This window comes from Leptolyngbya sp. GB1-A1, from assembly GCF_039962475.1.
Taxonomy (GTDB): domain Bacteria; phylum Cyanobacteriota; class Cyanobacteriia; order Elainellales; family Elainellaceae; genus Leptolyngbya_A.
This window is the reverse complement of record NZ_JAMPLI010000009.1, coordinates 174,277-199,826: the sequence shown is the minus strand read 5'-3', so window position 1 is coordinate 199,826 and position 25,550 is coordinate 174,277. Positions and strand designations below refer to the sequence as shown.

The window sequence follows — 25,550 nt, the reverse complement described above, 5'->3', positions numbered from 1 at the left end:
ACAAACTGAAGAGTTACCAAGCTGCCAAGAACCAGATGCTCAAGAGCGTAGAGCACCGACAGCACAAGGGATTAAATAATCGAGCGGAGAACTTGCATCAACCGACACGCACCGAGAGCGCCGGATGCGAAAGTTTAAGTCACCTGGGCAAGCACAACGATTTCTCTCTGCGTTTGGACCGATTCGAGACCACTTCCACCCGAAGCAACCCCAACTGACTGCCAACTGCTACCGCGAACAAATGCGTCAACGCATTGAAGATTGGCAAGAGATTGTTGGGTTGAAATCTGCCGCATAGTCCTGTGATTCCACCTCATCAGGGACTACCGTGCTGATTCTTAAATCTTTCTGGTTAAGTTGACAGTACCCCTAGAACAATTGCTCGATTGTGATAGAAATCAGCAGTTTCAGGCGAAATCGAAATTGCATGGTCCAGGTCATTTAGGGATTCCTGATATCGTTCTAGGTCATAGTAAAGAGCAGCGCGATTAGCAAGAACCAAGGCATGGTCAGGATTTAGAGTGAGAGCAGCATTATAATCTGCTAAGGCATTATTGAACTGCTCCAACCCCTCGAAAGCTTGAGCACGAGCAACAAGAATCGGAAACTGATTGGGATCAAGGTCAAGAGCTACACAATAGGCATCTACTGCCTTTTCCATTTCTCCCATCTGTCGGTAGCAATGTCCCAAGTTTGACCAGACGATAGGATAAGGTGCGCTCAACTCAATCGCTTTGAAATAATCTTCTAAAGCCTGCTCAAATTGCTCCATTCTGACCAAAACCGTTGCACGGTCGTTGTAGTACTCAGAATAATTAGGGTCCATTGCAATCGCGCCTGAGAAGTACGATATTGCCTGCTCGTGAGATCCAAGAGAAGCATAGACCTGGGCAATGTTGTAGAGCAAAACCGATCGATGAAGGATGTGTTCGTCGGGTTTGAGATGATTATCAAGTTTCTCGTAGTGGGTACGACATAGTTCAGCAGCTTCGTAGGGACGTTTCTGGCGGTGACGAACGAGAGCTAATCCATTACGATTAAACGCCGTGTGGAATAGTTTTTTGCTTCTTGGATAGTTCGTTTGAGCAATTTGTTCCAACCCTTTGTTCAAATAGTCTTCTGCTTTCGAGAAGTCTTGTTCTGGCAAATATCGGGCATACATCATTGCCATCATGTAGTAGACACGATAGCGATACTCAGGCTGATGCACTGTAGCCATGAGATACTCAGCAATCTCAAGAGCAAGTTGAGCGTAGCCTAATGCTGTATAGCACTTATACAAATTGGCGTAGAGTGTCCATCGCTGTTCTTCATCATTAAAAGGATATCGCTGGAACAATAGACGTGCCTGTTCAGCATAAACGAGTGCGTCCTCATAAAATCCCTGGCTAATGCAAATTGTGCTAGCAGCGATTTGATACTCCAGAACTTTCTCAGGTTGGTTGCTGAGTTGTGCGAAGCGGATGAGTTGAGGTAAATTCGATTCTAGCTCGATCGAGTCTTTCCCTATCTGTTGTTCTAGTTCCTGGAGCGATCGCGCACTTTCTTGTTCGGAAGGGAAATTTTCCGATATTGGTACTGAGTTCGAACGCGTTTCCTCAAGCAAGCACATTCTTTCGATTGCACACAGAGAGCCGAAGTGATTTGCTAAAGCTTCGCTCTCTTTGGACGTTGTGGCAATTAGTAATTGCAGATTGAGGTGTTGACCTCGACGACGCATTAACTCGAACAAGAAACGTTTGACTAAACTACTAGCTCGCTCATAATCATCACAAACTAAGAGGAGCTGCTTTGCTTGAACGTGGTTAAACCAGTTTGTGATTAAATTAATCACGCCATGAATAATTCTTAGAGCGCGTTCTGCCTGATAATAGCGCGTTTGCTCATTCAGTAAAAAACTCTTATCCGTTTGGTTCAATCCCTGAAATGATAGCGTTCGTCGCCAGAAGGGGAGGATAGTGACGAGTTCATAGTGGTGCTTCGTAAGGAGTTCAGGAACATGAGCGAGTACTTCAGGAATCAGATCAGCGAGTAGCTCTTTTAGTCCAGCCCAATGTCCCCCTTCTTCGTAGTTACATGACAGGAACCAAGCTAGCACCGTATCATCCTGTTGAGATTGCTCTAGCTGCTGCTGAAGGTAATGACGGCGCGAGGGGCCTGGTTCTGCCTCCACCAGAATTAGGTGTGGATGCACCGCTAAACTTCGTACCGCTGTTTGTGTTGCCGTCGTATTTTGCTGTTTCATAACACTTCAACTCCGAAAAAATCTAAAGCTACGAATCCAAAGCCAAAAACCAAGAAACTGAGGTGCGAAAACGAGGAATAACATCAATACTGCATCAGTAAATGTATAGGGATTGGCATAAAAACCAGCACTCAAAATATGACTTAGTGCCATGTAGTAGTGCCACAAGAGGGGAATTGTAATGAAGAGTAAGGAAGCGATCGATGCAGTGCGACCAAATAGCCATATTACTGTGTAGATGCGAATCACACGCCTTTCTGATACTGGAATGTGAGATTGATTTACTTGACGTACAGAGTGAATTAGTCGAGCGAGTTGGTTACGCAGAAATGCTTCGGTATCCTTCATCAAGCTTTTGCATCGGAAGAAATTAGCGAAGACGTAATAGAAATCAGTCCGAACGAAGAAATAGCACTGCCAAAGGAGCTGTAAAAGATAGAGCAATAGAAGCGCCTGCCCCCATCGAGTCATTCTGGTAGGCAGCAGAACCCAGCCGCGACTTTGTGCAAAAAAAAGCAGGATTAGAGCAGCAGCGCATACAGTGTCCAGGAGTGGACCAGCTAGTAAGGGTAGAAACCGCTGCTTTCTCGGTAATCCCCAAATGCTCGTTATATCGGTTTCTGCAACGACGTGCCACATTCGGTTGCTCACTCCAAGTCGAGCAGAAAGCCCAAACGCACGAACAGCGATTAAATGAGCCATTTCATGGAAAAACATTGTGATCCAACCCATAATCATTAGAATCAAGCGAGATAGGGTTAGGTTCTGGGGAAAGAAAAAGGCTCTCCAGGTTGGAATAATGGAAGGTTCAAGAGCAATTGCAATTAGTGCAAGCAGAATGATACCGCCAGAAGAGGCTAATATAGGTTGGCTGAATAGCTTTTGAGCGACAGATTGAGGAAACGAATCAAAGTGAAAGTGTACTGACGCAGCAGCCGATGTTTTAGTATGGGGTTTACCCTGCCAGGTAAGATGATGAATATGAGCAGGGGCAATGGGTTGTACAAACCCCTTCAGCTCTAAATATTCCAACAATTCAATGAGATCAGGTAATTCACCATATTTTTGCTGATAAATTAACTGAGCTTCACCGATCGTTTTGCCGTCACTTAAATCGTCTAGCAACTCGATCGCATCATGAGGTAATACTAGAAATGTAGATGTATCCGCACGACCAATGACAACCTCATTATCGTCTGGTTGTCGGGTGAATGGATAAACTGCGACGTTCGTGTTAGACGTGTACTGTCCCATAATGCCGCCTTAGAGAAGATTTTCAGGGCTACTGTCAAGGGATAGCAGCCCTAAGGCAAGGTGGCTAAAGCAGATTAAATATCAATCAGATTAGCCATAGCTGCTCGTGGCAGCTCTCCTCTTATAGTTCCTGATAACAGCTACAGGCTGCCGTAACTTTAAGAGTTTCAGCTTCACGAATCACGAACTTTTTCAGAGATGGACGTGCGACGGTAGCTGTTTCTTTGGTGTCTTGCATGTTCCGCATAGGATGATTCTCCTTCATTTGCTTTACTACAGTTTTCACGGTTTGAATTGATTTCTAATCTATTGAATTAGCATCTGTTACTCACCAGAAATGCAAACTCAGTATCTTCAATCCGTGTACCAATGATTCTATGAAATATGCAAAGTTCAGACATTACCCCTGTGGGTACTCATAACTATTACTTCGGTAATGAAGAGGAATACTTAATACCAACTCTTGAAAAATAAACGACAGATGCTATAAGACTGATAGAGAGTTCAGTCATGGCATATTATTAGGAGTCCTGCTTGACTGACAAAACTAAGAAGCTGGAAAGCGGCTGAGGACGGTAAATTTATGCTTGAAGGAATCATGCTGTTGTCGTTTGGAAGCAACGGCAGGTTGGGGGTCAGGCAGACTTAAGAGGAACGGATAAACCTGAATCTTCCATTGCTGGGTGATGGCGAGGCGAATCCAATTCCAACCGAGCTTGAGGTAACTCATGTCCCGGTTCCAATGAGTATCGACTTGGCGACGCTTGCCTGATGTCACGATATTCACCCCTTGCAGCACCAGAAACAGCATGGTCAGAGCAATCACCCCGCACAATTGGGAAAGGGCAAATTTGTCTCTGAGCCTGGAGGCTTCGAGGTTGAACCCGTTCGACTTGAGATCCAAAAAGGATTCGGTAGTGCATCAAATAATGGTGGGATAGGTAAGGAGGTCGTGCCAAGTCCAGGGCTGTTGCGTTAATCCTGCTCGCTGCGCTGCTGTGGTTTTTAGTCGGCTATGTTGCCAAATCCAATTGAAATAACTCACCACCAGCCTGGTTGTCACTTTCGTTTGCTCCCAGACCTTGCCAAACTTGTTCTGTCTGCGATGCCATCTTCCAGTTTGTTGTCTGACAATTCCATTCGTTCGCTCTAATCGTTGGGTTTTGTCTTTGCCAATGTAATGCTCGATTTCAGCAGGTAGAACGCGCTCGTATCCACCCCAATCATCGCTGCTAAACCGTCTACAAGCCGTTTTTCCCTCACTACTGATGATTAATTCCTCAATCAACTCATCGGTATGGTTTCCCACTCGTGCCGCCAAAATTAGTCCCTTCGAATCGGCTAAACTCACAGCTATCCAGCAATCCCCCACTGCTAGTTCGTCTGGGAAACACTGTTTCTGTTTTTTGCGACAAACGACCACAACTCATCCGCACTCACTTCTTCGGCTGGCACAGATTGAACTTCTGCATTGTGGACCAACTGTGCCTGCACACTGGCAGCACGAACAATGCTCACCACGGTGTTATAAGCCAGTCCACTCGTTCGACTAATCCCCCTGAGACTGCTTCCTTCGCTATGGGACTGTAGCACTTGTCGGATTTGTTCGGGCGTGACGTGGCGATGGTAATACAAGGTGTCAAACCGTTCATTGAACGTTTGCTTGCACCTGGGACAGAAATACCGTTGACTGCCATTGGGGGCTTTACCGTGTTTGTGGGTGATGGGATGACCACAGAGCAGGCATTCCATCGATCTTACTCAGAAGTAGTTGTTCCTCTACCTTACCTGACCCACTATAATCTGATGCACTACCGAGTTTTAGTTTTACTATTAGGTTTCTATAGAAGAGCGCAAATTTGGGACGCTTGACCAGGTGAAGTGATAGCTTAAAATCAAAATTTCTTCCTCATAGGATAAATTATTCTGATTGGCAATTTTCCTGATCGCCCAATGTAGCCTTTGAAGCATCTTGAAGCGCCCAAGGGCATAATGCGTCCTAGCGGGATCTACAATGAACTTGAGCAAGTTTTTTATCAAGCAGCTGTAACTGAAGTTATCAAAAGGAGCTATCAGAAGAAAATCTTCAGCCATACCTGTGAGAACTGACAGAAGCAGCGAGGGAAAGGGTGTTCATTAGGTAACCTGTTGAAATGAATCTCGTGCTAGCAGGACGTTATCACATCATCAAGCCGCTTGGAATCGGTGGCTTTGGTCAAACGTTTCTTGCTACCGATCGCCACTTACCGGGCAAGCCGATTTGTGTTGTCAAGCAGCTCCATCCCGGCGTAAGTTCACCCCAGGCTCTCCAGGTAGCACAGCGCCTATTCAATCTCGAAGCAGAAATTCTTTACCGCCTGGGACGGCACGATCAAATCCCTCAGCTCTTGGCTCACTTTGAACAGGGTGGAGAGTTCTATCTCGTTCAGGAATTTATTGATGGACAGATCCTCAGCCAGGAATTTGCCCGTCGCAAGCAGTTCAGAGCGTGGCGCATTAAAGGGCGCAAATGGAATCTCGTTTATGGCGTTCATTACCGCAACGATCAAGGCATTAATTCAGAGCAGCCGACCTGGAAAGTGCATCTGGGCGAATACTATGAATTCACGAAAATTCCCCCAGATCAGTTGAAGGCGGGTTAGTGCGGTTTTTCATTCGATCGAATACCCGCTGCTGCTGCCCTTCAGAGATCGCGCGATGATACGTCTTAACGTGAACCGCGACCGAATGCCCAGCCCAGCGCGAAGCGATTGAATCCTGTACGCCTTCCAGTGCCAGCCGGATGCACCAGGCATGACGCAACGCATAAGGGATATGTCCAATCTTGTCCGATCGAAACCGTTGAGCAATTTTCTTGCCAATCTCCTCATTCGATTTCCCGTCAGTCTCAACCCCCGGCAATTTGGCATCCCACAAGCGGAACTGCTCACGCCACTGGGGCAAGCAAGGGTACACCAATCGCGCTCCCGTTTTCGTTTCATTCAGCACCCTGAGCGCATCGGTTGATTCGGTGAATCGATCAAGGTCTAAATAAAAAATTTCGTGCGGTCGCAGCCCATACGCTGCAAGCATTCCATACACCCATTGCCATGCCGAGTTTTTAATGGATTGCCAGATCTCTACAATCTGTTCATCACTGGGCAAGTCCTCTGGCAGAATCGGCTCTGGCTCATAGCCACGCTTTAATATCTTCAGTTCTTCCTGAAACTCTAATAAATCCCCTGGCTCGATCGCCCCGCGCTTGGTTGCGAACTTCGCAAGCTTGCCAAACGCAATGCAGTACATCTCACGACTGCGGCTCCCTGGCGGTGATTGATGAGCGTTTCTCGTAATACCTCGATCGTCAGCGGCACATCGGGCGGCAGTTTCCTGAAGCGCAGCAGGTATGTATTTTCCAGCGTTCGCTTCGTGGTTGGATTCTGCGGCGTATGCTCCCAGTGGTGAGACACAAACCGATCGATCCAATCTGCGATCGTGTCTCCTCGGCTGGTCCGCACCGCTGCCCACTGAAACTTTCCCCACAAAAGCTGGGAATCGATTTCCTTTGCTTTTGCCCCTGCAACTTTCAGCCCAGCAATTGACGCACTTACCCCCAGCGCAATCTCACCGCGCCCTGATTTTGTCTCCCCCGGCTTGGTGGGAAATGCCTGCTCCTCAAATACAATCGCCCGTCTTTAGCGCGAACGCTGCACTTCTCAAGCTGGCTGTTTAGCTCCTTCAGCCGATCGTCCAGGCTGGATTTCTCCCCCAACTTTCCGCAATTCACACTAACTTACGACAGAAAAACCTATCTTAAGTGAATTGGCTTTGCAGAAAGTCGATCGGCTTTGAAGGGCTTGCAAAGGTCGATCGTGGGCTAGGTTCAGGCTACGGAGAGGGGGGGATTCGAACCCCCGTTGAGTTGCCCCAAACTTGATTTCGAGTCAAGCGCATTCAACCGCTCTGCCACCTCTCCTGAGGTTGCTCAAATTATTGTACTGCATCCCCTGCAAATCGGCGAAATCCTCGATCGCTCCAGAAGGGAAATCGCTTGGCATCGCTAATCCACTGCACGGCTCCGTCTTGCTCGGTCACGTAAGTCGTGATTTGTTGGGCGTTGAGTTGGTCTTGGAGCCGTGGGGCATCGCCGGAAACGATCGCCGTTTGGGGCTGCACCTGTTTCAACAAACGAGAGTCTGTCCAGTCACCCGACCACCATAAAACGTGCGCCTGCGGTAGGGCAGGAATCAGCGCAGAAAGTTTCTCACTGCGGGGCATCAGGTCTTGCAGCAGTAGCCAGGTTTTATCCTGCACCTGCATCTGAAGGGCGATCGGACGAAAACTCAGCAGCTTAAGCTGAACGGAGCCAAGATCGATTGGTTGACCGACGGCTAGGGCAATTGCCTGTCCCTGCTGCAATCGAATGGCGCGATTGAGATCCTGATAGTCTGCGGTTGATTCTGCCCCGGCAGTGCGACTGAAAAACATAGAAATCGGCATCTGGTTTAGCAAGTCGTTCCAGGCAGCGATCGAGTCTTGATTCAGGTTGAGATCGATCGCCCAATCGAGATGATTAATTCCCTGGCGCTGAAGCAGTGGCAAAACTGTATATTGCACATCTTTTTGCCGACCAAGATTCACCAGTCCGGTTTGCCCCTGATTTTGCACCAGCAGCACTGGAGCGTTTGCCTGGAGTACGGTCAGCCGCAGCTGGGTTGAGGCATACGTAGCCGGAACCGCCACCAGCAAAATTGCCAAAACTCCCGCCAGCCACCAGTTTTGCCGCCAAGGAGAACTCCACCACACCAGCAGAACCAGAGCGTAAAGAAGCAAAATTTGCAGTGCATTGATTGAACCCGCCGCATACGCGCTTCCCGGAAGCTGAGCCCCCTTCTCTGCAAGCCAGGTCAGCCACTCCGTTGGAAAAGACAGTAGCCACGCCATCCCGCTTCCGACAACTGGCAAAATCAATCCCGCTCCTGCGCTGATCATGCCGCCGATACTGACCAGAGCCACGATCGGGCTGGCAATCACATTAATCGGAATACTATAGGGCGAAACGATCCCAAACGCGCCTAGCTGAAGCGGCAGTAGCCACAAATAGGCCGCCGTGGGAACAGTGATCCAGCTTGTCAGGCGCGGCGGCAACCAATCTAGCCACTTGTCCAGCACGGGAACGGTTACGATCAGCCCCAGGGTTGCCAGAAAGCTCATCTGGAAGCCCAGATCCCAGATGGCTAAAGGATCGAATAGCAGCATCCCTGTTGCCGCAAACAGGAGGACGGGCAAAATTTTCACCCGGCGGTCGATCGTCATTGCCAGCAGCACCACGACCCCCATGACCCCTGCTCGAACTGCGGGAGCCTCTGCCCCGGTCAGACCGACATAGAAAATCAGGGCAGCGAGTCCGATTCCAAATCGAGTCCAAGGCTGCGATCGCTTTGCCAGCGACAAAATCACCCCAACCAGCAGCGTCACTTGAAATCCCGAAGCCGCTAAAACATGCGCTAATCCGGCCCGGGAAAAAGCATCTTGAATGCCAAACGGCACGTCGACCCCGCGCCGCCCAACCACGATCGCACTTAGCAGAGCACCGGTTCGACTTCCTGCCCCTGCCGCTTGAGCCGAGACAATCCGCCGCCGAATCGACCAAAAAAATGGCGGTGAGGAACTTTCGGTAATTCTGACTGTTTCGCCTCGAAGCCCTGTAAAGATGCCGTTTCGCCGCAAATACTGCCGAAAGTTGAACCCACCTGGATTTCCCGCAGTTCGAGGGAGATACAGCGAACCGGTGACGGCGATCGTTTGACCGGGATAGATGCGATCGGGATAAAAGGGCGTTTGGCGATCGTTGGGAACGGTGACATAAATTCTGCCTGTGACAGGGCGATTATCAAGGGTGATAGACCCTATGGGAACGGATCGCGAAGTGCGGTTACCCAAATCTCCATTACCCAAATTTCCGTTACCCGAATTTCCCTTACCCAAACTGTTCCTTTTGCTGTGTTCCCTTTTGCTGTGTTCATCTGCCGTCCGCATCTGGGAAACTGGGAGCAGGTCAGAAACCTCAAGCTCAAATTGAACCTTCTCGCTGCGCGTCAAACGCGGGGTACTAATAATTTCACCCGTAACCGTTACTGGAGACGCCGACGAGGCATAGCGGCTAATATCGGTATCCGTCGCCTCCGGCATTCGCCAGCCAAAATATAGTCCTGCCGTAAACCCGACCAGAGCCGCAATTAGCCAAATCTTTAGCTTGGGAGCCGATCGGTTCCAGCGCGGAACAATGAACCCTGCGCCAACTCCCGCAAACAGCAACAGAATAGAACCGATGGGGATCCCGCGCACGGTTCCCGGAATCCCTGTGGCTAGTAAGCCCAGCAGATAGGCCAGACCGATGATCGCACCGCTGATTTGAGTCATAAATAAAGATCGCAGTCAGCTCTGTAAAACTGTTCTGTAAAGCTGTTTCTGCGATCGAGATTAATGACCTGAACAATAATCTGAGCAGCAATCGATCGCTAAATCGAAAGCCCCAGCTTCAAGCCAAACACTCCGTGCAGCAACAGCAACACAAAAGCAGCACTGCCCACATAAGCGTGAACTGTTCTTAGAACAGATTTAGCTTTCCCAAAGCTGAGCGCAATGAACAGACCATTCAGCGTCAGCAGCAGCAGGGCGCTCGATCCCGTCCAGAAGTGGGTGCTGCTGAGAATAGGCTGCTTTTGCATCACCAGCGACAGCACGCCGCCCGTGTAGCCCAGCGCGATAAACAAAAACATCAGCGGAGCCAGTTTCTTGTGATCCATCCAGTTTTTTGCAGCAACTTCTGGATCAGTTGCCAGTCGTCCACGCCAGCCTGCATAAGCCACATAGCTTCCCATCACTAGCACCACAATGCCCATCATTGCGGGATGTCCCCAATGAACGATCGGCTCTGGCAGATTCAACCCACGAAAGAATGCCGCGATCGGCTCTAACAGATCACTTAACCGTGCAGCGAATTGCTCTAACATTGCGCCCTCCAGATTGGAAGAGAGATTCTTAAAGAAATATTAAGTCTTTTTGGAGGTGGGTGAGTAGGTGGATGAGTGGATGGGCGGTTTAAATTCTCGATTATCTTCAAACCACCCTTCAGCCCAACCCATTCCCAGCATCGTTAACCCTGCCAGAGTTCCCTCACAATCTCCTGACCCAGGGTTTTTAGACTAGAGCGAGCCGCAGAAAAAGTCTTAAAGGGGATCAGGGCAATTCAGCGTTTTGCAATCTCACTGAGCGTAGTCAACAGATCCTTTGTGGTAAATGGTTTTGGCAGGAAGGCGAGAAAGTCTGCATCGATTACGTCTAGACACAGTTCGCTTGGGGATAGGCCGCTCATCGCTACAATTCGCACGTCAGGATTGATCTCTTTGAGCACACGAATGGCTAATGACCCATCCATTGACGGCATCATCATATCCACAATAACAAGATGAATGGTTTCGGGATGCTGGATATACAGCGAAATTGCTTCTACGCCATCACGAGCGACTAAGGTTTGATAGCCATGGGCTTCTAGCAAGGTTTGGGTGATTTCCCGAATGGCAGCTTCATCATCTACAACCAGGACCATTTCTCCATGTCCCCTAAGCAGGTCGCTCTCTTCCGGGTTCGGGGTTACGCTGGAGGCGATCGTAGGTAAAAAAATATTGAACTGGGTGCCTTGGTTGATCTCGCTGGAAACGGTGATAAACCCCCCGTGGCTTTTAACAATGCCAATTACGGTTGATAACCCTAGCCCTGTGCCCTTGCCGAATTCCTTTGTGGTAAAGAAGGGCTCAAAGATGCGATCTATCACCTCTTGCGGAATGCCTTCACCTGTATCGGCGACGGTCAACCGAATATAGCGACCTATTCTAGCTTCTGGGTGAGCCTGAGCAAATGCCGGATCAACCTCTAAGTTTTCAGCCGAGAGCTTGAGCTGTCCCCCATTTGGCATAGCATCTCGCGCATTGATACAGAGATTCATTAACACCTGATGCAGTTGAGTGAGATCTCCTGAAACTACCCCTAGATCTGGATCAATGTAGCTAGAGATGGTAATGGATTTGGGGAACGTTTCTTCCACGATCGGCTTGATTTCCCTAAGCAGCTGCTCTGCTTGAATCAGAGTATGCTCGCCTTCAATTCCTCGTACAAACAACATCACCTGACGTATCAAATCTGCACCGCGTTTTGTATTTGTTTCGAGTAGCTCCAGCCATCGTTGACTTTGTTCATCCTGATATTTCATTGCCAACAGTTGAACTGACATCAAAATTGGCGTCAGTACATTGTTCAGGTCATGGGCAATCCCGCTTGCTAAAGTACCCAGACTTTCCATACGCTGCGATCGCAAAAGCTGTCGTTCAAGCTGTTTGCGTTCGGTCACATCCTGGATCAGAACATAAGTTCCTCGAACTTCTTCTCCATCAACTTCTCCATCAATTTCTCCATCAAAATGAGGAACATAGGTAATTTCAAGATGATGTAACTTATTATGACGAGGCATCGTGTTTTCAAACATGACGGTTTGTCCCGACAGTGCCAGCGTCAGCTTTGGCAGCAATTCCTCATACAGGGCTTCGCCCATCAGGTCGCGCAAATGTTGATTTTCGAGTTCCTCGCGGGGAAGCTGAAACCACTCTTCATAGCCGCGATTGACAAAGCGATAGTAGTGGTCGCGATCGATATAAGAGATCATCACGGGTAGCGCATCGGTGATCAGCCGCAGGTGTGCCTCGCGCCGCCGTACCATTGCTTCTGCCTGGATGCGCTCCTGAATTTCCTGTTCGAGCCGAGCGTTTTGTTCCTGCACTTGGCAGGTGAGGTTTCGCAGGTTCAGGTGAAGCTGAATTCGAGCAAGCACCTCTTCTTGCTGAAAGGGTTTGGTGATGTAGTCTACCGCTCCCAGCTGTAGTCCTCTGACTTTATCCACAGTGTCTGAAAGGGCAGTCATGAAGATAATTGGTGTATCTTTCGTCGATGCCTGAGATTTCAAGATGCGGCAGGTTTCAAACCCATCCATTTCCGGCATTAAAATATCCAGCAGGATTAAGTCAGGTTTGGCATATTCCACCTTTTGCAGGGCGCTCTTGCCGCTTTGGGCAACCAGTACCTTAAACCCCGAATTTCGCAAAAAATCAAACAGGAGGTTCAGGTTAGTAGGAGTATCGTCAACAATTAGAATTGTCGCCGGTAGAATTGTCGCTGGCAGGCTTGTCGTTGGGGTGACAGTGTTCATAACTGTGCTCGATACTGACGAATAAGCTCTAAAATCTGCTGTTCTTCAAATCCTCGAACCAACTGAGCCAGGGGACGAGTCAGGCAAAGCCAGCGATCGTCCGTCTGTTCCAGGTTAGTGATGTGATCCATAATGCCTTGCAAGTCACCCTGCATCGCAAGGTCGAAGAGGGTATTCAGTTCAGCCTGGGCAGACGGCATTTTAAGGGCAGCGGGAATGCCAGCGGGAATGCCAGTGGAAATGCCATTGGGCGCATCAGGCACAATTTCCCCGAAGGAGGAACTGCTTCGCATCGTGCCTTTCATCGTGCCCTGAGGGGTTTCGACTTTCTGCAATGGCTCCTCGGACGGCTGACAAATCCACGCTAAATTCAAGTAAGTTTGCAGATGCTCTAGCAGGTCTACTTCGCGCACAGGCTTGGGGAGAAATCCATTACAGCCTGCCCGCCGACTGGTTTCCTGGTCAAAGTCCAGGGTGCTGGCAGAGACGGCAATAATCGCAATATCTTTGAGCGTTGGAGACGATCGTAGCTGCCGAATTGCCTCAAACCCGTCCATCACGGGCATCACCAGATCCATCAAAATGGCATCGGGGCGAAACTCGTGCGCCTTGTCCAGTCCGTCTTTTCCGTCTACTGCTTCCATTGTTTCAAATCCTAACGGTTGCAATAGTCCCAACAGCACTGCGCGGTTTTCCCACTGGTTATCGACCACCAGAACCCTACGACGATCACCGTGGTAGCCCACAATAACAGGCGGAAGGACAGCGGACATCCCACTCTGGTCTGTAATTTCGGGAAGCACAATCTCAAACCAAAACTTGCTGCCCAGCCCGAACTGGCTTTTCACCTGAATTTCGCTGCCCATTAGCTGCACAAGTTGCCGGGTAATGGTTAGCCCCAGTCCGGTTCCCTCGGATTGTCGCCGATTTTCCCCAGCTTGCTGAAACGGTAGAAAAATCTGCTCTAGCTGCTCAGCCGAAATGCCGATCCCGGTATCCTCCACCTCAAACCGCAGCCGGGAAAGACCGGGTTGCAGGGCATGGTCAACGGGTTGAACCCGAAACGTAATCCATCCCCGCTCGGTAAACTTAATCGCATTGCCTAACAGATTCAGCAGAACCTGACGCAGCCGCTTTTCGTCTGCTTGTACAAAAGTAGGGAGTGGGGCAACGGGTTCATACAAAAAAGCAACATCTTGACGGGTGCGAACCTTAAACATCTGCACCAAATTTTCTAGAAATGTAGAAAAATGAAAGTCGTGCGGATGCAGTTCCATTTTTCGGGCTTCAATTTTCGATAAATCTAAAACGTCGTTAATCAGGGTTAGTAAATGCTCGCCGCTGTAGTGAATAATTTCTAGCCCGTTTCGCTGCTGTTCGGTCAAGTTTGTTGATTTTTTGAGGATCTGCGCGTAGCCGAGAATGCCGTTGAGGGGGGTTCGCAGCTCGTGGCTCATGTTGGCTAAAAACTCGCTTTTTGCCCGATTTGCCGCTTCTGCCATATCTTTTGCTTGCTGCGTTACGACATCCGCTTGCCAGCGTTCAGTGATATCGTCAATGACCCAGAGGCGACCAGGAACATGGCGCAAATTAATTGGTGTACTGGAAAGGCTTAAAACCTGAGGCTGAGGCTGGGTAAAAAACCATCGCCAGTCGCGGATTTCGATCTGAGGTTGGGTAAAAAATTTGGCTGCCTGCTGGGTGATGTCTTGCTGGTTGTCTGCCTTTAGCCGGAGGCTGGTCATTGCCTGGGCGATCGCCATTGGTTCTGCCATTCCCTGCGGTAATCCAAGCTGCATCGCTGCGATGTAGTTAAGCCAGCCCTGTTCGCCGCTTTCATCCACAAACACTACGCCCTGTGGAATGGTTTCTAAGATGGCACGCAGCCGCGCCTGCAAATTTTCGAGCCGCAGCGTCATATCCTGAAACCGCAGCAGGTTTCGCATTCCGCTTAGCAAAGACGCTAAAAACTGCTGAAGCTCCGACGAGAACTGAACCGATCGATACCAGAACAGCACGATCGCTCCCTGCCCCTGCCCTACTTCAGATAAAGGCAGCACTGCAACTGATTGAACGCCCTGTCCCACTAGCACCGCCGCCGCATTCGGTGTTGCCGGATAGTCGGTGTGATAAATACATTGATTTTGAGCAATTGCCTCGGCAAACAGCGCGGGCGTGGTCAGCCGATCGGGAAGCGCGTTGTCAGGCAGCGACACGAGTGCCTCCGCAGTCACATTATCAAGCTGACGCAGCACGATCGCCCCATCGGAGCAAGCAAAGGTTTTAAGCGTGGTGAGGGCAAAGGCAATTGTCTGCTCTGGACTGGCGGCGGTTTCTTGCTGGATCAGGCTTGCCAGGGTGATGCGGGTAGCCGTTTGCCATTCTCGCTTCAGCAAAGCGCGCCGCACAAAAGAACTCAGCAGCCCAGCGATTCCCACAGTCAGCAGTTGCCGGGTCATCATCTCATCCCAGCTTAGCAGCAGCAAAATTCCTTCCAGCGCGAGACTTGCCAGGACGATCGATCGCGTCGGAGGACGCAGCACAAACCCGGTAAAAATCACGGGAGCCAGCCACAGCACCGGAGCACAGCCGCTCAACACTTGCAGCCCCAGCAAAACCGTCGTCAAAGCCAGCAGCAAAGGTTCAAAGCTGGGCAGTCGCTCTGGATGGCAGTCTGGCATTGGAGGATGCTTGTGGCTCAGGAAACGGTTGCTCCATCGTTTTCCCATCAAGTAATCGCGCAGCAGAGTCAGGCGGCTAAACATTCTGAAATAGTTTGGGTCACGACCTCAGGCGCACTGATATGGGGAAAATGTCCCTGAGCATGGATGTTGATCAAGCGAGCGTGGGGAATATGTTGCGCCAAATATTCTCCGACCACTCGCGGCACAGCAATGTCATTGTTCGACTGTAGAATCGTAGTCGGCACTTTCAGCCGGGGCAATTCTGCCCGGTGGTCAGACTGAAAAATGACCCGCGCCACTGCCTGAGCAATATCAGGACGAATCGCAGACAGCGTATTGGCAAACTCGGTTGCCAGTTCAGGACGCTCGGGGTTGCCCATCGCGATCGGCGCAAAGCCACTGACCCAGGCATAGTAATTAGAAGACATTGCTTCGTACAGCGCATCCAGATCAGACTGCTCAAACCCGCCGATGTAGTGAGTGGCAGCATCATTCACATAGCGAGGCGATGCCCCAATAAAAAAGAGCTGGCTAAAGCGACTCGGATCAACCAGCGCAGCCAGCAAACTCACCATGCCGCTGACCGAGTGCCCCACAAGAATCACCTGCGATAGCTTTAACTCAGTACACAGCTCTAGCAGATCTTCCGCATAGCTATAAAGCGAACTATATCGGCGGGGGCTATAGGCAGCCATGTCCGAATTTCCTGCTCCCACATGGTCAAACAATACAATTCGGTAATCCGATTCAAATGCCGCAACTTGATGCCGCCACGCGGTCTGGTCTGAACCGAACCCATGAGCAAAAATGATGGTTTGCTTTCCCTGCCCCAGCATCTCAACATTATTTCGCTTCAATACACTGCTTAACATAACCATCGCCTGCACCAGATAAATTTCGTTGGCAGAGAGTAAAAGGACAAGCGAACGATCGCCACTGAAAAATTACCATTGATTTACAGCTGATTTACAGCGTTTCTCACCCAATAAAGGCACGAGGGTGCAGAGGCGATGCCACTTCTCGGTACTTAACTGGCATGAGAAGGGGGTATGAGGTTTTAAGAAGGGGTTTGAGGCGTATAAGGGGGTTCTAATTGCCCCCTAAATCTCCCATAAATGGAGGGCTTTAAGAGTAGGAGGCGGCTCGGTTCCCCCAAATCGTGGGGTTAGGGAGGGGGTTCCAGTCAGGAGCAGGACTTCTCAAACCTCTTCTATGTCAATCTTAGAAGGCAGCCCCGTGAATCAACCCAAACCAAACCAAACTTAATAGCACCCCCCGATCGCCCCATTCCTTTACCCTTTCATCTCCTCAGCCATCCCTTCTTCACCTACTCCACCCACACCTACTCCACCCACAACACTAACCCCTTCAGATACAGCCCCTCCGGGTGAAACAAATTCACTGGATGATCCGCAGGTTGCGTCAGATGGTGCAAAATTCGCACTGACCTGCCTGATTCGATCGCCGCTGCCAGAACTGCCCCCTGGAAATGATCGCGCTGCACGACTTGAGAACAGGAAAACGTCATCAGCACCCCGCCCGATCGCAGCCTGTTGAATGCTTGCAGATTGAGCCGCTTGTATGCCATTACTGCCTGATGTCGAGCAGACACGTTTTTGGCAAAAGCAGGCGGATCGAGCACAATCACGTCATACTGCCGATCGCAGGTTTTGAGAAAGACAAACACATCGTCGGTAAAGGCTTCGTGTGTGCCTTCGGGTGTGCCCGTTTGAAGCGGATTGAGGGCAACATTCTGTTTCGTGAGATCGATCGCCTTTGTGGAACTATCAACAGAATGCACGGTTGTGGCTCCGGCTTGCAGCGCGTAGACCGAGAATCCGCCCGAATAGCTAAAGGTGTTTAAGACCTGCTTCCCGGAAGCATAGCGGGTCAGCAGTTGGCGATGCTCGCGCTGGTCAAGGAAAAATCCAGTTTTTTGTCCGGTTTCCCAGTCCACCTGAAAGTGATGCCCGTATTCCCGCACCGGCTCGTCAGTTTTTTCGCCCAGCAGATATTCTGGCGTTGCGCCAAGCGATCGGGGCAGCACTGACGCACTTTTGTCATAAACGGCTCTCAGGCTTTCTCCATAAACCGCTTGCAGTCCAGCAAGAATACGCTGACGCTGCCCATACATCCCGATCGAGTATGCCTGGATCACCGCTGTGCCGTTGTACCAGTCCACAATCAGACCGGGTAGATTATCGCCTTCTGCATTAATTAATCGATAACAGTTAGTGGTTTCGCTCCCGGTTAAGCCGAGCTGCGAGCGAACCTGAACCGCCTGTTGAATGCGATTAGCAAACAGCTCATCCAGGTTAGTGACCGGATGAAAGGCAAGAATTTTAACGGCAATATTGCTGTCGTGATACAGCCCGGTTGCCAAATACTCGCCGCTGTCGCTGTACACTTCAACGATATCGCCGTCCTGTGCCTCGGCTTGCTTGATCGCCCCCGAAAAAATCCAGGGATGAAACCGCTTCACTGCGTCTTCCTTCGAGCGGCGCAAAATAACCCGCGAAAACTGAGGCATTGCCTGACCCTGCCTGTGAGCAACTTTTCCACTATAACGATCGAGCCAGAGGTCTGGGTCAAGATTCGGCTTACCAGCCTAGCGAACCTCTGCCTGTGGATCCCCCTGTTTCTGACCTGCTCGTATCAGCAGCCAGCCGATCGCGAACAGCACAACGCCAGAAGCTAAAAAGCCCAGATCCCACAGCAGCTCGTTCGGACCCGACCGCACATGGTGAATTTGCAGCAGATGGTGATCAATCACGCCTTCGACCAGGTTGAACAGTCCAAAGCCTGCCAGCATTGCCCCCAGCAGAACCCGCCCCGACCAGAAGCGATCGGCAGCACGTCCGGCACGCCACAGCAGATAAATCCCGGTTAGCGTCAGCCCATAATCGAGCAGGTGAAACAGCCCGTCGCCCAGCGTATTCAGCTCCAGTCCAGCAACAGTCATATCGGTTTCCACGCTGGAAAACATATGATGCCACTGCAAAAGCTGATGCAGAATAATGCCGTCAAAAAATCCGCCGATGCCCAAGCCCAGCACAACTCCGGCAATGATCAGGGGACGCGCCACCAAACGATCGATCGCCGCAGATTGCTGAACCGAGGAGGCGGAAGGAGGGTTAAGGGTCATGGCTACCTCATAAAATCCCTTGCTACAACCTGCCTTCGAGAATTGTGCCCTCTACGATCGCCTCATCCAGAATCGCATCCTTCAGGTTAGCGTCTTCTAGATTTGCGCCTTTCAGATTCGTTTTATCCAATTCGGCTTTCGTCAGGTTTGCCTGCTGCAGGTTGGCATAGTCTAGCTCTGCTCCCGTCAGGTCAGCTGCATACATTTCCGCTTCGCTCAAGTCTGCACCGGTCAGATCTGCGCCTTCCAGATTGGCACTGGTGAGGTCGGCTTGATCTAGAATCGCCCCTTCCAGATTCGCTCCGGTGAGCCGTGCCTCATCTAGCACTGCATCACTCAGATCCGCTTCTCGCAGGTCTGCTTCTCGTAGATCCGCTCCTTTTAGCGTGGCTCCGCTCAACACCGCTTGACTCAAGTTTGCGCCCCGCAGGTTTGCCCGATCGAGCATTGCGCCATGCAACACTGCACCGCTGAGGTTCACTCCTTCCAGACTTGCCTGACTCAGATCAGCAATGCTAAAGTCCCGTTCTCCTGCCTCGTATCGCCGCATCAGTTCTTCTGCATTCATTTCCGATCGCTCCGTATCCATCTCGCCAAGGTGTAATCAGGTGTAATCACTGCGCTGGAATCACTGGCTGGAATCACTGCGCTGGAATTACTACGTTGGACGCATTGTGCTGGAATAATTAACCAGCCGTATTGTTACGCCGTATTGTTCAGCGTAATGAAACCCAGTTTGCAAAACGCCCCTCTAGAGGTACAGCTTGTCTTTATCCGTTTCTTCGCTCAAACCATTTCGTTTCGGCGGACTCAATCTAAATTTCAAGCTCCTGCTAAACCTCAAGCTCCTCAATCTCAAGATCGAGATACTGTTCAAATCGAAAAAACTGAAGCAGCTTTCCCAAGCCAGTTCCGTTATCAGTTGGCGTAATGGCTTCAACGCGCCGAACGGTCTCAGGAGTCAGGTATTTGAATATTTCATGCCTCAAAACTGGAATTGCTGCTTCTGGAAAGCCTTGCAGCTCTGGCTCGATACGCGCCAGCCGACTTTTTGCAAAATTCACCTGAAAGCGACAGCGACTTAATAAACGTTGCCGAATGTTTTGCGCCAAGGCTGGATTGGTTTCTTCGAGCTGATAGAGGGTGCCGTCTTGCAGGAGCGAAATCACGTCAGGATTTTCCTCTAAAAATAGCAGGCTGCCCTCCTGGTTATACACCTCAATGCCGTCCATTCCCAGCGCACCGATATCTGCCAGGGCAAGAATCCGAGTGACGATCGCCGGAGACTGCTGGGGGTCATAAAGCAACGGCTGATAAATCGCCTGCTCCTGAGAATCATAAGCGCAGATCGTGGCGTGGATTGCTTCTCGAATAATGGCAATATCGGTCTCGGTCAATCTGGCATGGCTGGAATTTTGCTGCTCTAGCTGCTGATTGGTCTGATGAATATAGGCGACAAGCTCCTCGATCGTGGCAATTTCGCTGACCCCGGGCGTTCGCCGCCGCGCCATGTGGCCTTGAGGATTGTGTTCAAAGAGCTGCACCATATCATGCGCCACCGCACACAGATTCAGCAATCGCCGCATTCGCTCCAGATCGATCGGTGTGGAATTGGCTGCGGCTTCCTGGGTTAAAGCCGGGTAAATTGCGTCAAAAATTTGGTGCGATCGTCGCTGAACGTTCCTGATGTGGGTTTCGGTATGGTAATAGAGCTTTTTTCGATCTGCTTCTTCAGCCAGCCGTTGCAGGGCAGCTTTTTCGATTTGAGCGATCGTTTCGGCAAAGGTTCGGGGAAGCTGAGACAGATCGTTCACAAATGGTAGGTTCAGCCGATCGTCTCCGTTCATAAAGCCTGCTTTACCCAGTGCAGATCGATTATCTACGGAAATCTCTTGGATTTCATACGTCTTGGGCAATAAGCGCAGCCGTTCACCCCGCTCAGCGCACGATTATTCCTGAAGTTTGCCAGCTTAAAAGGGGACATCGCCATCCGGGTCTGAATCCAGGGTTTCTAAAACAGGCTGTCCTCCAGGCAACGGTTCCTCCGGTAAGGCATTCACCGATTCGCCCTCGGTTTCATCATCCCAACACACGATTTGACCATTAAACATTTGAGCCAAACTTTTGGCAGCGCGAGTAACTTCATCTTCGGCAGTCCAGCTTGCAGCAGGTTCAACAAAATCACTGGCAGGCATCGCTGAAGCAGTAGGTAACGCCGTCTCAGAGGGGCGCACCGGCAGCCGAGACGGGTTAACTCCGTTGGGAGAACTGCTCTGAGTTGGCGGAACATTCGCTGATTCAAACGCCTTCGCAGGAGGAGATTCTTCTTTGACCTGGCGGGGAGCAGCAGGCGGAGCCGGAGGATACAGGGGGGTCGGCGGGGCAGGCATGGGGGCACTGGTCGCAGGCGTTATCTCGTTGCGCACCAGCACTTCCAGCGTCACTTTAATGGGCTGTGGATAGAGTTTTGCAAACGCAGCTTCGATGTTGGGCAGCCGATCTTTTGCCATCTTGAACAGATTTTGCGATCGTGCCCCAATCCGGGCTTCCTGTCCTGTGAAGTGAATGAGCTGGCACTGCTGCCGCAGCATGGTTTGCGTAGAAAAAGGCTGAACCAGACCCAGAACTTTTTCCCACAGTTCAGACCAGTCCTGCTGTGGCTCGATCGGGGGAGCAGGCGACCGATCAGGGGATTCTGGTTTGGGCGTTCCGTTGCTGGAGCCGATCGCCGTATGACCATTGCCGTTGCCATTACCATTGCCGTTGCCATTACCATTGCCGCTTGCTCCGGCTTGGGCTGCCGCAGGGTTACGGGTCGGAGTCGCGTTTTGCCGGGTTTCTTCGATCGCAGGTTGAGCAGGGCTGGCTTCAGGCGCAGGTTTTTGAACTGGCGGAGGCGCTCCTTCAGACGCAGGCTGAACAGGCGGAGCAACCGGACGAGGAGGCATCGTAATTTTGGGAACGGTCGTTGAACTTCCCAGATTGCCTGTAATATTGCCGATCGCCCCAGCGGGAAACCTGCTTTGCATTGCCGCAGGCAGTAGCCCGAGCAGCGTTACTTCCAACCACAGGCGTGGCTGCGTGGTGTTTTTCACCTGGGGTTCACAGGTGCGGAGATGCTGCTGTCCAGATAAAATCAGGCTCAGGTCGAGGGGCTGGACAAAGGCACACAGCTCTGCCCAAGTCTGCGGCGTGATTGCTACTAAGTCATGGCGATCGGGACTGGTTTTAGCAATCAGCATATCCCGATAAAAGCTGGTCAGATTTTGCAGCACCACCAGCGGTTCCCGACCCCGATCGAGCAATGCCCGCGACCGATCGAGCACTCCCACGCCATCATCTGCCGCCATTGCCTGCACCAGTGCCAGCAGCTCTCGTTCTGGAACCGCACCCACCAAATCCCAAACGCGATCGGCAGTAATTTCGCCTTCGAGCAAGCTCAACTGATCCAGCAAACTTTCAGCATCACGCAGCCCGCCCTGGGAAAGTTGCGCCACCAACTGAAGCGCTTCTGGGTTAATTTGAATCGATTCTTTAGCAGCGATCGATCTCAAATGGTTCACCATCGCGCCTAATTCAATCCGCCGAAAATCGAATCGCTGGCAGCGTGAAATAATCGTCGGTAAAACTCTTTGCGGATCGGTGGTGGCTAATACAAATACAACGCGATCGGGCGGTTCTTCTAAAGTCTTTAGTAAGGCGTTGAAGGATGCCGTCGACAACATGTGGCATTCGTCAATCACGTACACTTTGTAGCGACACTGAACCGGGGCAAACTGGGCGCGTTCGATTAACTCCCGAATGTTATCTACCCCTGTGTTGCTGGCGGCGTCAATCTCGATCACGTCCAGGGCAGAGCCGTTGGCGATCGATCGGCAAACTTCGCAGCGTCCGCAGGGTGTCTCAGTAGGCACATTGCTTTGCAGACAGTTGAGCGATTTTGCCAGAATCCTGGCACTCGATGTTTTTCCCGTTCCCCTGGCTCCGGTGAAGAGATAGGCAGGCGCGATTTTTTGCTGACGCAGGGCATAGGTCAATGTGGTGGCGATCGCCTCCTGTCCAACCAGTTCAGCAAAGGTTTGAGGACGATATTTATGATGAAGCGGCTCGTAGGGCAGGGGCGGGGTCGGGGTCGTCACCATGAGGGAGGGGGGTGAGGGAATGAGTGAATGGGTAGGGGAGGGACTGGGAGAGTCAAGATTTTAGCAAGTTTGGCTTGGGGTGAGCGGGAAATCTTGTGGTGAGATTCAGTCAACCAATGTTAAGGGAGTGCGTCAACTTCGGACGATCGCCCATTAAAAAAGAGATGATGGAAGTGAGCAAATGTTAGATCATTTATACTGCTGTCCATGACTTTAAAGTACGCCTATTTTCCGGGATGTGTGGCACAGGGCGCCTGTCGGGAACTTTACCAGTCCACTGGGGCACTGACCGAAGCCCTGGGAATTGAGCTGATCGAGCTTAAAAAAGCGTCCTGCTGTGGCTCTGGGACGTTTAAGGAAGACTCGCAGCTCATGGAGGACACCGTCAATGCCCGCAATATTGCCCTCGCCGAATCGCTCAACCTGCCCTTGCTCACTCATTGCAGTACCTGTCAGGGGGTGCTGGGTCACGTCGATGAGCGGCTGAAGGAGGCGAAGGAATCGGATACGGCTTATTTTGATAAGGTCAACGGTTTACTGAAAGACGAAGGCTGCTCTCCCTACAAAGGCACGTCTGAAGTGAAGCATCTGCTCTGGGCACTGGTGGGTGACTACGGACTGGATGCCCTCTCGGAAAAAGTGACGCGCCAGCTCTCCGGCTTGAAGTGTGCTGCTTTCTACGGCTGCTACCTGCTGCGGGCACAAAAGCATTTGCCTTACGACGATCCCTACAATCCTCAGTCGATGGAGCGCGTGTTTGAGACGATCGGCGCAACGCCCATTTTCTATCGGGGCAGAACCCAGTGCTGTGGCTGGCCCCTTTCAAGCTATGCTCCGTCTCAGGCGTTTCAAATGGCAGGAAATCATATCCAGGACGCGATCGACTCTGGCGCAGACTGTATGGTGACGCCCTGTCCCTTGTGCCATCTAAACCTGGATTCGCGTCAGCCCGAAGTTGCGGATACGATCGGTCGCAAGCTCGGTTTGCCCGTGCTGCACTTGCCACAGCTCATTGGCTTAGCGGTTGGCATCGAACCCAAGCGGCTCGGCTTAGAACGCCATGTGGTTTCGACTCGTCCGGTGCTGGAAAAGCTGGGGCTGTAATCACTGCAGGAAGCAGAGATCCCATGACTTACTTCTGGAATTCAAAGTCCACCATTTTTGGGGATTCAGGGGGCAGTGTAGTCCCTCTCACACTCCCCAAATACTCCTTTAAACAAACACCTTCTAAGGAGCCGGCGGCGCAACCAGCAGCACGGACTTAACCGATCGCCCCACTGGATTTCCTGCGTTATCCACAGAACCCAAGATCGTTTTGCCGTCATAGTACAGAGAAGACGATCCGCCTCCGTCCAGGTTCAATGCCTGCATCACGCCCAGGGTTTTCATAAACTCCGCGAGTGCAGGCAGGGAAATGCCAGAGTTCGAGGGATTATTGGGCTGCTTTGCTACCATGACCAGCACCACGGCTCCCTGCTCGGTGAGTCCGATCGCCGATCGCGCATTGGGCTGACTGTAGCCGATCGCGTCTCGAATCACTGTCCCGTTTTCCACTGCCAGAAAGCCTTCTTGTTCCAGGGTGAGCGCGGGCAAAAGCTGCGGACCTGCCCCCAGCCCATCGATAAGCTGGCATCCAGCAGGGGTGGCTTCATTCTGCGGCGTGATTGCATAGCGCACTCCGTCCTCACACTGATAGCGGCGAAACTCCGATCGATTCAAAATCTTGTCCATATAGGGAGCCAGATTCGGGTTTTGCATCAGGCGATCGTTCAGTTTTGGATCGGCAACAAGCTGCCCCTGCTGCACTACATAGGAAGTGGAGAGCAAATTTTCCGGGTCAAAATATCCACCGTTGATTGCCCCAATCGCCCCACTAGACTTGACAAAGTTTTCGAGGGAATCTGCGCCCGACGCAACCCCCACTCGGACGATCGCTCCACTTCCGCTCGGAATCGTCAGCACATGAGCCGTTGCTTGGGGCAGCGTATAAGTTTCATAGCGAACTGTCTCTGCTGGATTAGGAGTAGGAGAAGCCATCTCACCAACAGATGGGTTGCCCGACGGATCGCCCGATGGATTAACGGAAAAAGCAGGCATTTGAGCAGTAGAGGCTGAGCGCGGGGGCGTTTGGGCCCGATGCGTTACCTGAAACAGCAGCACTTCCAGCCCCACAAGCAGTAGTCCAACAAGCCACCAACGTTTCACTGTTGCTCCTCAGGGATTTGAGTTGTCGAGTTTTTCTTCCCTGCCGTATTCTGCCTCAAATTTTTTCTTCAAGACAATCTTCTTAAAAGGAAGGGTGAAGGCAATTTCCAAGTCCTCAGTTAAAGTCCCCCCTTGAAGTCCCCAGTTATGGAGCATTGAGGGAGCATCTCAAAGACTTCTCAAATCGCTGCTTAGAGAACGCCCTGCCCAACTTAGATTGAGTCGATAAGATGCCTAACCCGACGAAAAATCGATCGTTTGAGACATGACGCGATAAATTACTCAGACAAGAAACAAAAATAAACCCAGACTATAGCAGCCTGGGTTTGATTTATTAAATGCCAGCGTATTTATACTGAGTTTCTCGCTGACGGCTTTATTTATCTATGTATTAATACTAGCCAGCAGCAGGGAGAAAGTCCATGACTTGTAATATCCCTTGATATTCTTTCGTACAATTATTTACAATTCCTCAGACAAGACATACGCAAGGCTGAGCTTTCATAAATTGATGCAAAGGTAATGATATAAACAAAGCGTTTGTTTGATAAGTGAGCACAGATTTTTGTGCTGTTCTGGGAACGAATCAGAGACGCTATTAAGGATAGGTTCTATGTCTCGTAAAATATCTCGG

19 protein-coding genes, 1 tRNA gene and 1 pseudogene are annotated in these 25,550 nt (G+C 50.9%); 3 read left to right on the top strand and 18 right to left on the bottom strand.

The window, feature by feature from the left end; all coding sequences use genetic code 11:
- A pseudogene (locus NDI45_RS12290) lies at positions 1-298 on the top strand (DDE-type integrase/transposase/recombinase); the annotation flags it as partial.
- 54 nt (positions 299-352) lie between these two features.
- Here the strand turns inward: NDI45_RS12290 and NDI45_RS12285 are convergent.
- The 4 genes from NDI45_RS12285 to NDI45_RS12270 form a co-directional block, all read right to left on the bottom strand.
- A complete protein-coding gene (locus tag NDI45_RS12285; RefSeq protein ID WP_348247491.1) occupies positions 353-2,245 on the bottom strand; it encodes a tetratricopeptide repeat protein in 1,893 nt (630 codons plus the stop codon).
- Between the two features lie 6 nt (positions 2,246-2,251).
- The gene (locus NDI45_RS12280) at positions 2,252-3,499 is read right to left on the bottom strand and encodes a hypothetical protein (protein WP_348247490.1); all 1,248 of its coding nucleotides are present in this window, start codon (positions 3,497-3,499) and stop codon (positions 2,252-2,254) included.
- Between the two features lie 547 nt (positions 3,500-4,046).
- Entirely contained in the window at positions 4,047-4,325 is a 279-nt protein-coding gene (locus NDI45_RS12275) for a transposase (protein WP_348247489.1), read from the bottom strand.
- 96 nt (positions 4,326-4,421) lie between these two features.
- Positions 4,422-5,251, bottom strand: a protein-coding gene (locus NDI45_RS12270; RefSeq protein ID WP_348247488.1) for an IS1 family transposase whose coding sequence is annotated in 2 segments (ribosomal slippage) — positions 4,422-4,907 and positions 4,910-5,251 — 828 coding nt in all. Because the reading frame shifts where the segments join, the coding sequence is not laid out codon by codon here.
- Between the two features lie 401 nt (positions 5,252-5,652).
- On the opposite strand from NDI45_RS12270, the gene NDI45_RS12265 reads away from it, so the two are divergent.
- Entirely contained in the window at positions 5,653-6,141 is a 489-nt protein-coding gene (locus NDI45_RS12265) for a hypothetical protein (protein WP_348247487.1), read from the top strand.
- On the opposite strand, the gene NDI45_RS12260 is transcribed toward NDI45_RS12265, so the two are convergent.
- From NDI45_RS12260 to NDI45_RS12200, 13 genes are all read right to left on the bottom strand, one after another.
- On the bottom strand, positions 6,104-6,784 hold the full coding sequence (locus NDI45_RS12260; protein WP_348247486.1) for a hypothetical protein: 681 nt from the start codon (positions 6,782-6,784) through the stop codon (positions 6,104-6,106). The genes NDI45_RS12265 and NDI45_RS12260 overlap by 38 nt on opposite strands.
- Positions 6,709-6,996 carry a hypothetical protein gene (locus NDI45_RS12255; RefSeq protein ID WP_348247485.1) on the bottom strand — a complete coding sequence of 96 codons (288 nt, stop codon included), beginning with the start codon at positions 6,994-6,996 and terminating at the stop codon, positions 6,709-6,711. The genes NDI45_RS12260 and NDI45_RS12255 overlap by 76 nt, the downstream gene beginning before the upstream one ends.
- A 373-nt stretch (positions 6,997-7,369) precedes the next feature.
- A tRNA-Ser gene (locus NDI45_RS12250) sits at positions 7,370-7,454 on the bottom strand.
- A gap of 14 nt (positions 7,455-7,468) precedes the next feature.
- Positions 7,469-9,901 (bottom strand): ComEC/Rec2 family competence protein, encoded by a 2,433-nt coding sequence (locus tag NDI45_RS12245; protein WP_348247484.1) that lies wholly within the window; start codon positions 9,899-9,901, stop codon positions 7,469-7,471.
- A 98-nt stretch (positions 9,902-9,999) separates the two neighbouring features.
- On the bottom strand, positions 10,000-10,494 hold the full coding sequence (locus tag NDI45_RS12240) for a DUF4079 domain-containing protein (RefSeq protein ID WP_348247483.1): 495 nt from the start codon (positions 10,492-10,494) through the stop codon (positions 10,000-10,002).
- A gap of 236 nt (positions 10,495-10,730) precedes the next feature.
- Positions 10,731-12,740 (bottom strand): response regulator, encoded by a 2,010-nt coding sequence (locus NDI45_RS12235; protein ID WP_348247482.1) that lies wholly within the window; start codon positions 12,738-12,740, stop codon positions 10,731-10,733.
- Positions 12,737-15,505 (bottom strand): ATP-binding protein, encoded by a 2,769-nt coding sequence (locus NDI45_RS12230; RefSeq protein WP_348247481.1) that lies wholly within the window; start codon positions 15,503-15,505, stop codon positions 12,737-12,739. Before NDI45_RS12230 ends, NDI45_RS12235 begins: the two co-directional genes overlap by 4 nt.
- Complete coding sequence (locus NDI45_RS12225; RefSeq protein ID WP_190791252.1) at positions 15,490-16,296, bottom strand: alpha/beta hydrolase; 807 nt, start codon at positions 16,294-16,296, stop codon at positions 15,490-15,492. The genes NDI45_RS12230 and NDI45_RS12225 overlap by 16 nt, the downstream gene beginning before the upstream one ends.
- A gap of 470 nt (positions 16,297-16,766) precedes the next feature.
- A complete protein-coding gene (locus tag NDI45_RS12220) occupies positions 16,767-17,954 on the bottom strand; it encodes a class I SAM-dependent rRNA methyltransferase (RefSeq protein WP_190791244.1) in 1,188 nt (395 codons plus the stop codon).
- A gap of 78 nt (positions 17,955-18,032) precedes the next feature.
- Positions 18,033-18,569 carry a DUF2243 domain-containing protein gene (locus NDI45_RS12215; RefSeq protein ID WP_190791243.1) on the bottom strand — a complete coding sequence of 179 codons (537 nt, stop codon included), beginning with the start codon at positions 18,567-18,569 and terminating at the stop codon, positions 18,033-18,035.
- A 22-nt stretch (positions 18,570-18,591) separates the two neighbouring features.
- On the bottom strand, positions 18,592-19,158 hold the full coding sequence (locus NDI45_RS12210) for a pentapeptide repeat-containing protein (protein WP_242067247.1): 567 nt from the start codon (positions 19,156-19,158) through the stop codon (positions 18,592-18,594).
- A 244-nt stretch (positions 19,159-19,402) separates the two neighbouring features.
- Entirely contained in the window at positions 19,403-20,485 is a 1,083-nt protein-coding gene (locus NDI45_RS12205) for a hypothetical protein (protein WP_199296458.1), read from the bottom strand.
- Between the two features lie 54 nt (positions 20,486-20,539).
- Entirely contained in the window at positions 20,540-22,711 is a 2,172-nt protein-coding gene (locus tag NDI45_RS12200; RefSeq protein ID WP_242067246.1) for a DNA polymerase III subunit gamma/tau, read from the bottom strand.
- 198 nt (positions 22,712-22,909) lie between these two features.
- Between NDI45_RS12200 and NDI45_RS12195 the strand changes: the two genes are divergently transcribed.
- A complete protein-coding gene (locus NDI45_RS12195; protein WP_190791248.1) occupies positions 22,910-23,815 on the top strand; it encodes a heterodisulfide reductase-related iron-sulfur binding cluster in 906 nt (301 codons plus the stop codon).
- Between the two features lie 123 nt (positions 23,816-23,938).
- On the opposite strand, the gene NDI45_RS12190 is transcribed toward NDI45_RS12195, so the two are convergent.
- Entirely contained in the window at positions 23,939-24,916 is a 978-nt protein-coding gene (locus tag NDI45_RS12190) for a phosphodiester glycosidase family protein (RefSeq protein ID WP_348247480.1), read from the bottom strand.
- Positions 24,917-25,550 lie beyond the last annotated feature (634 nt).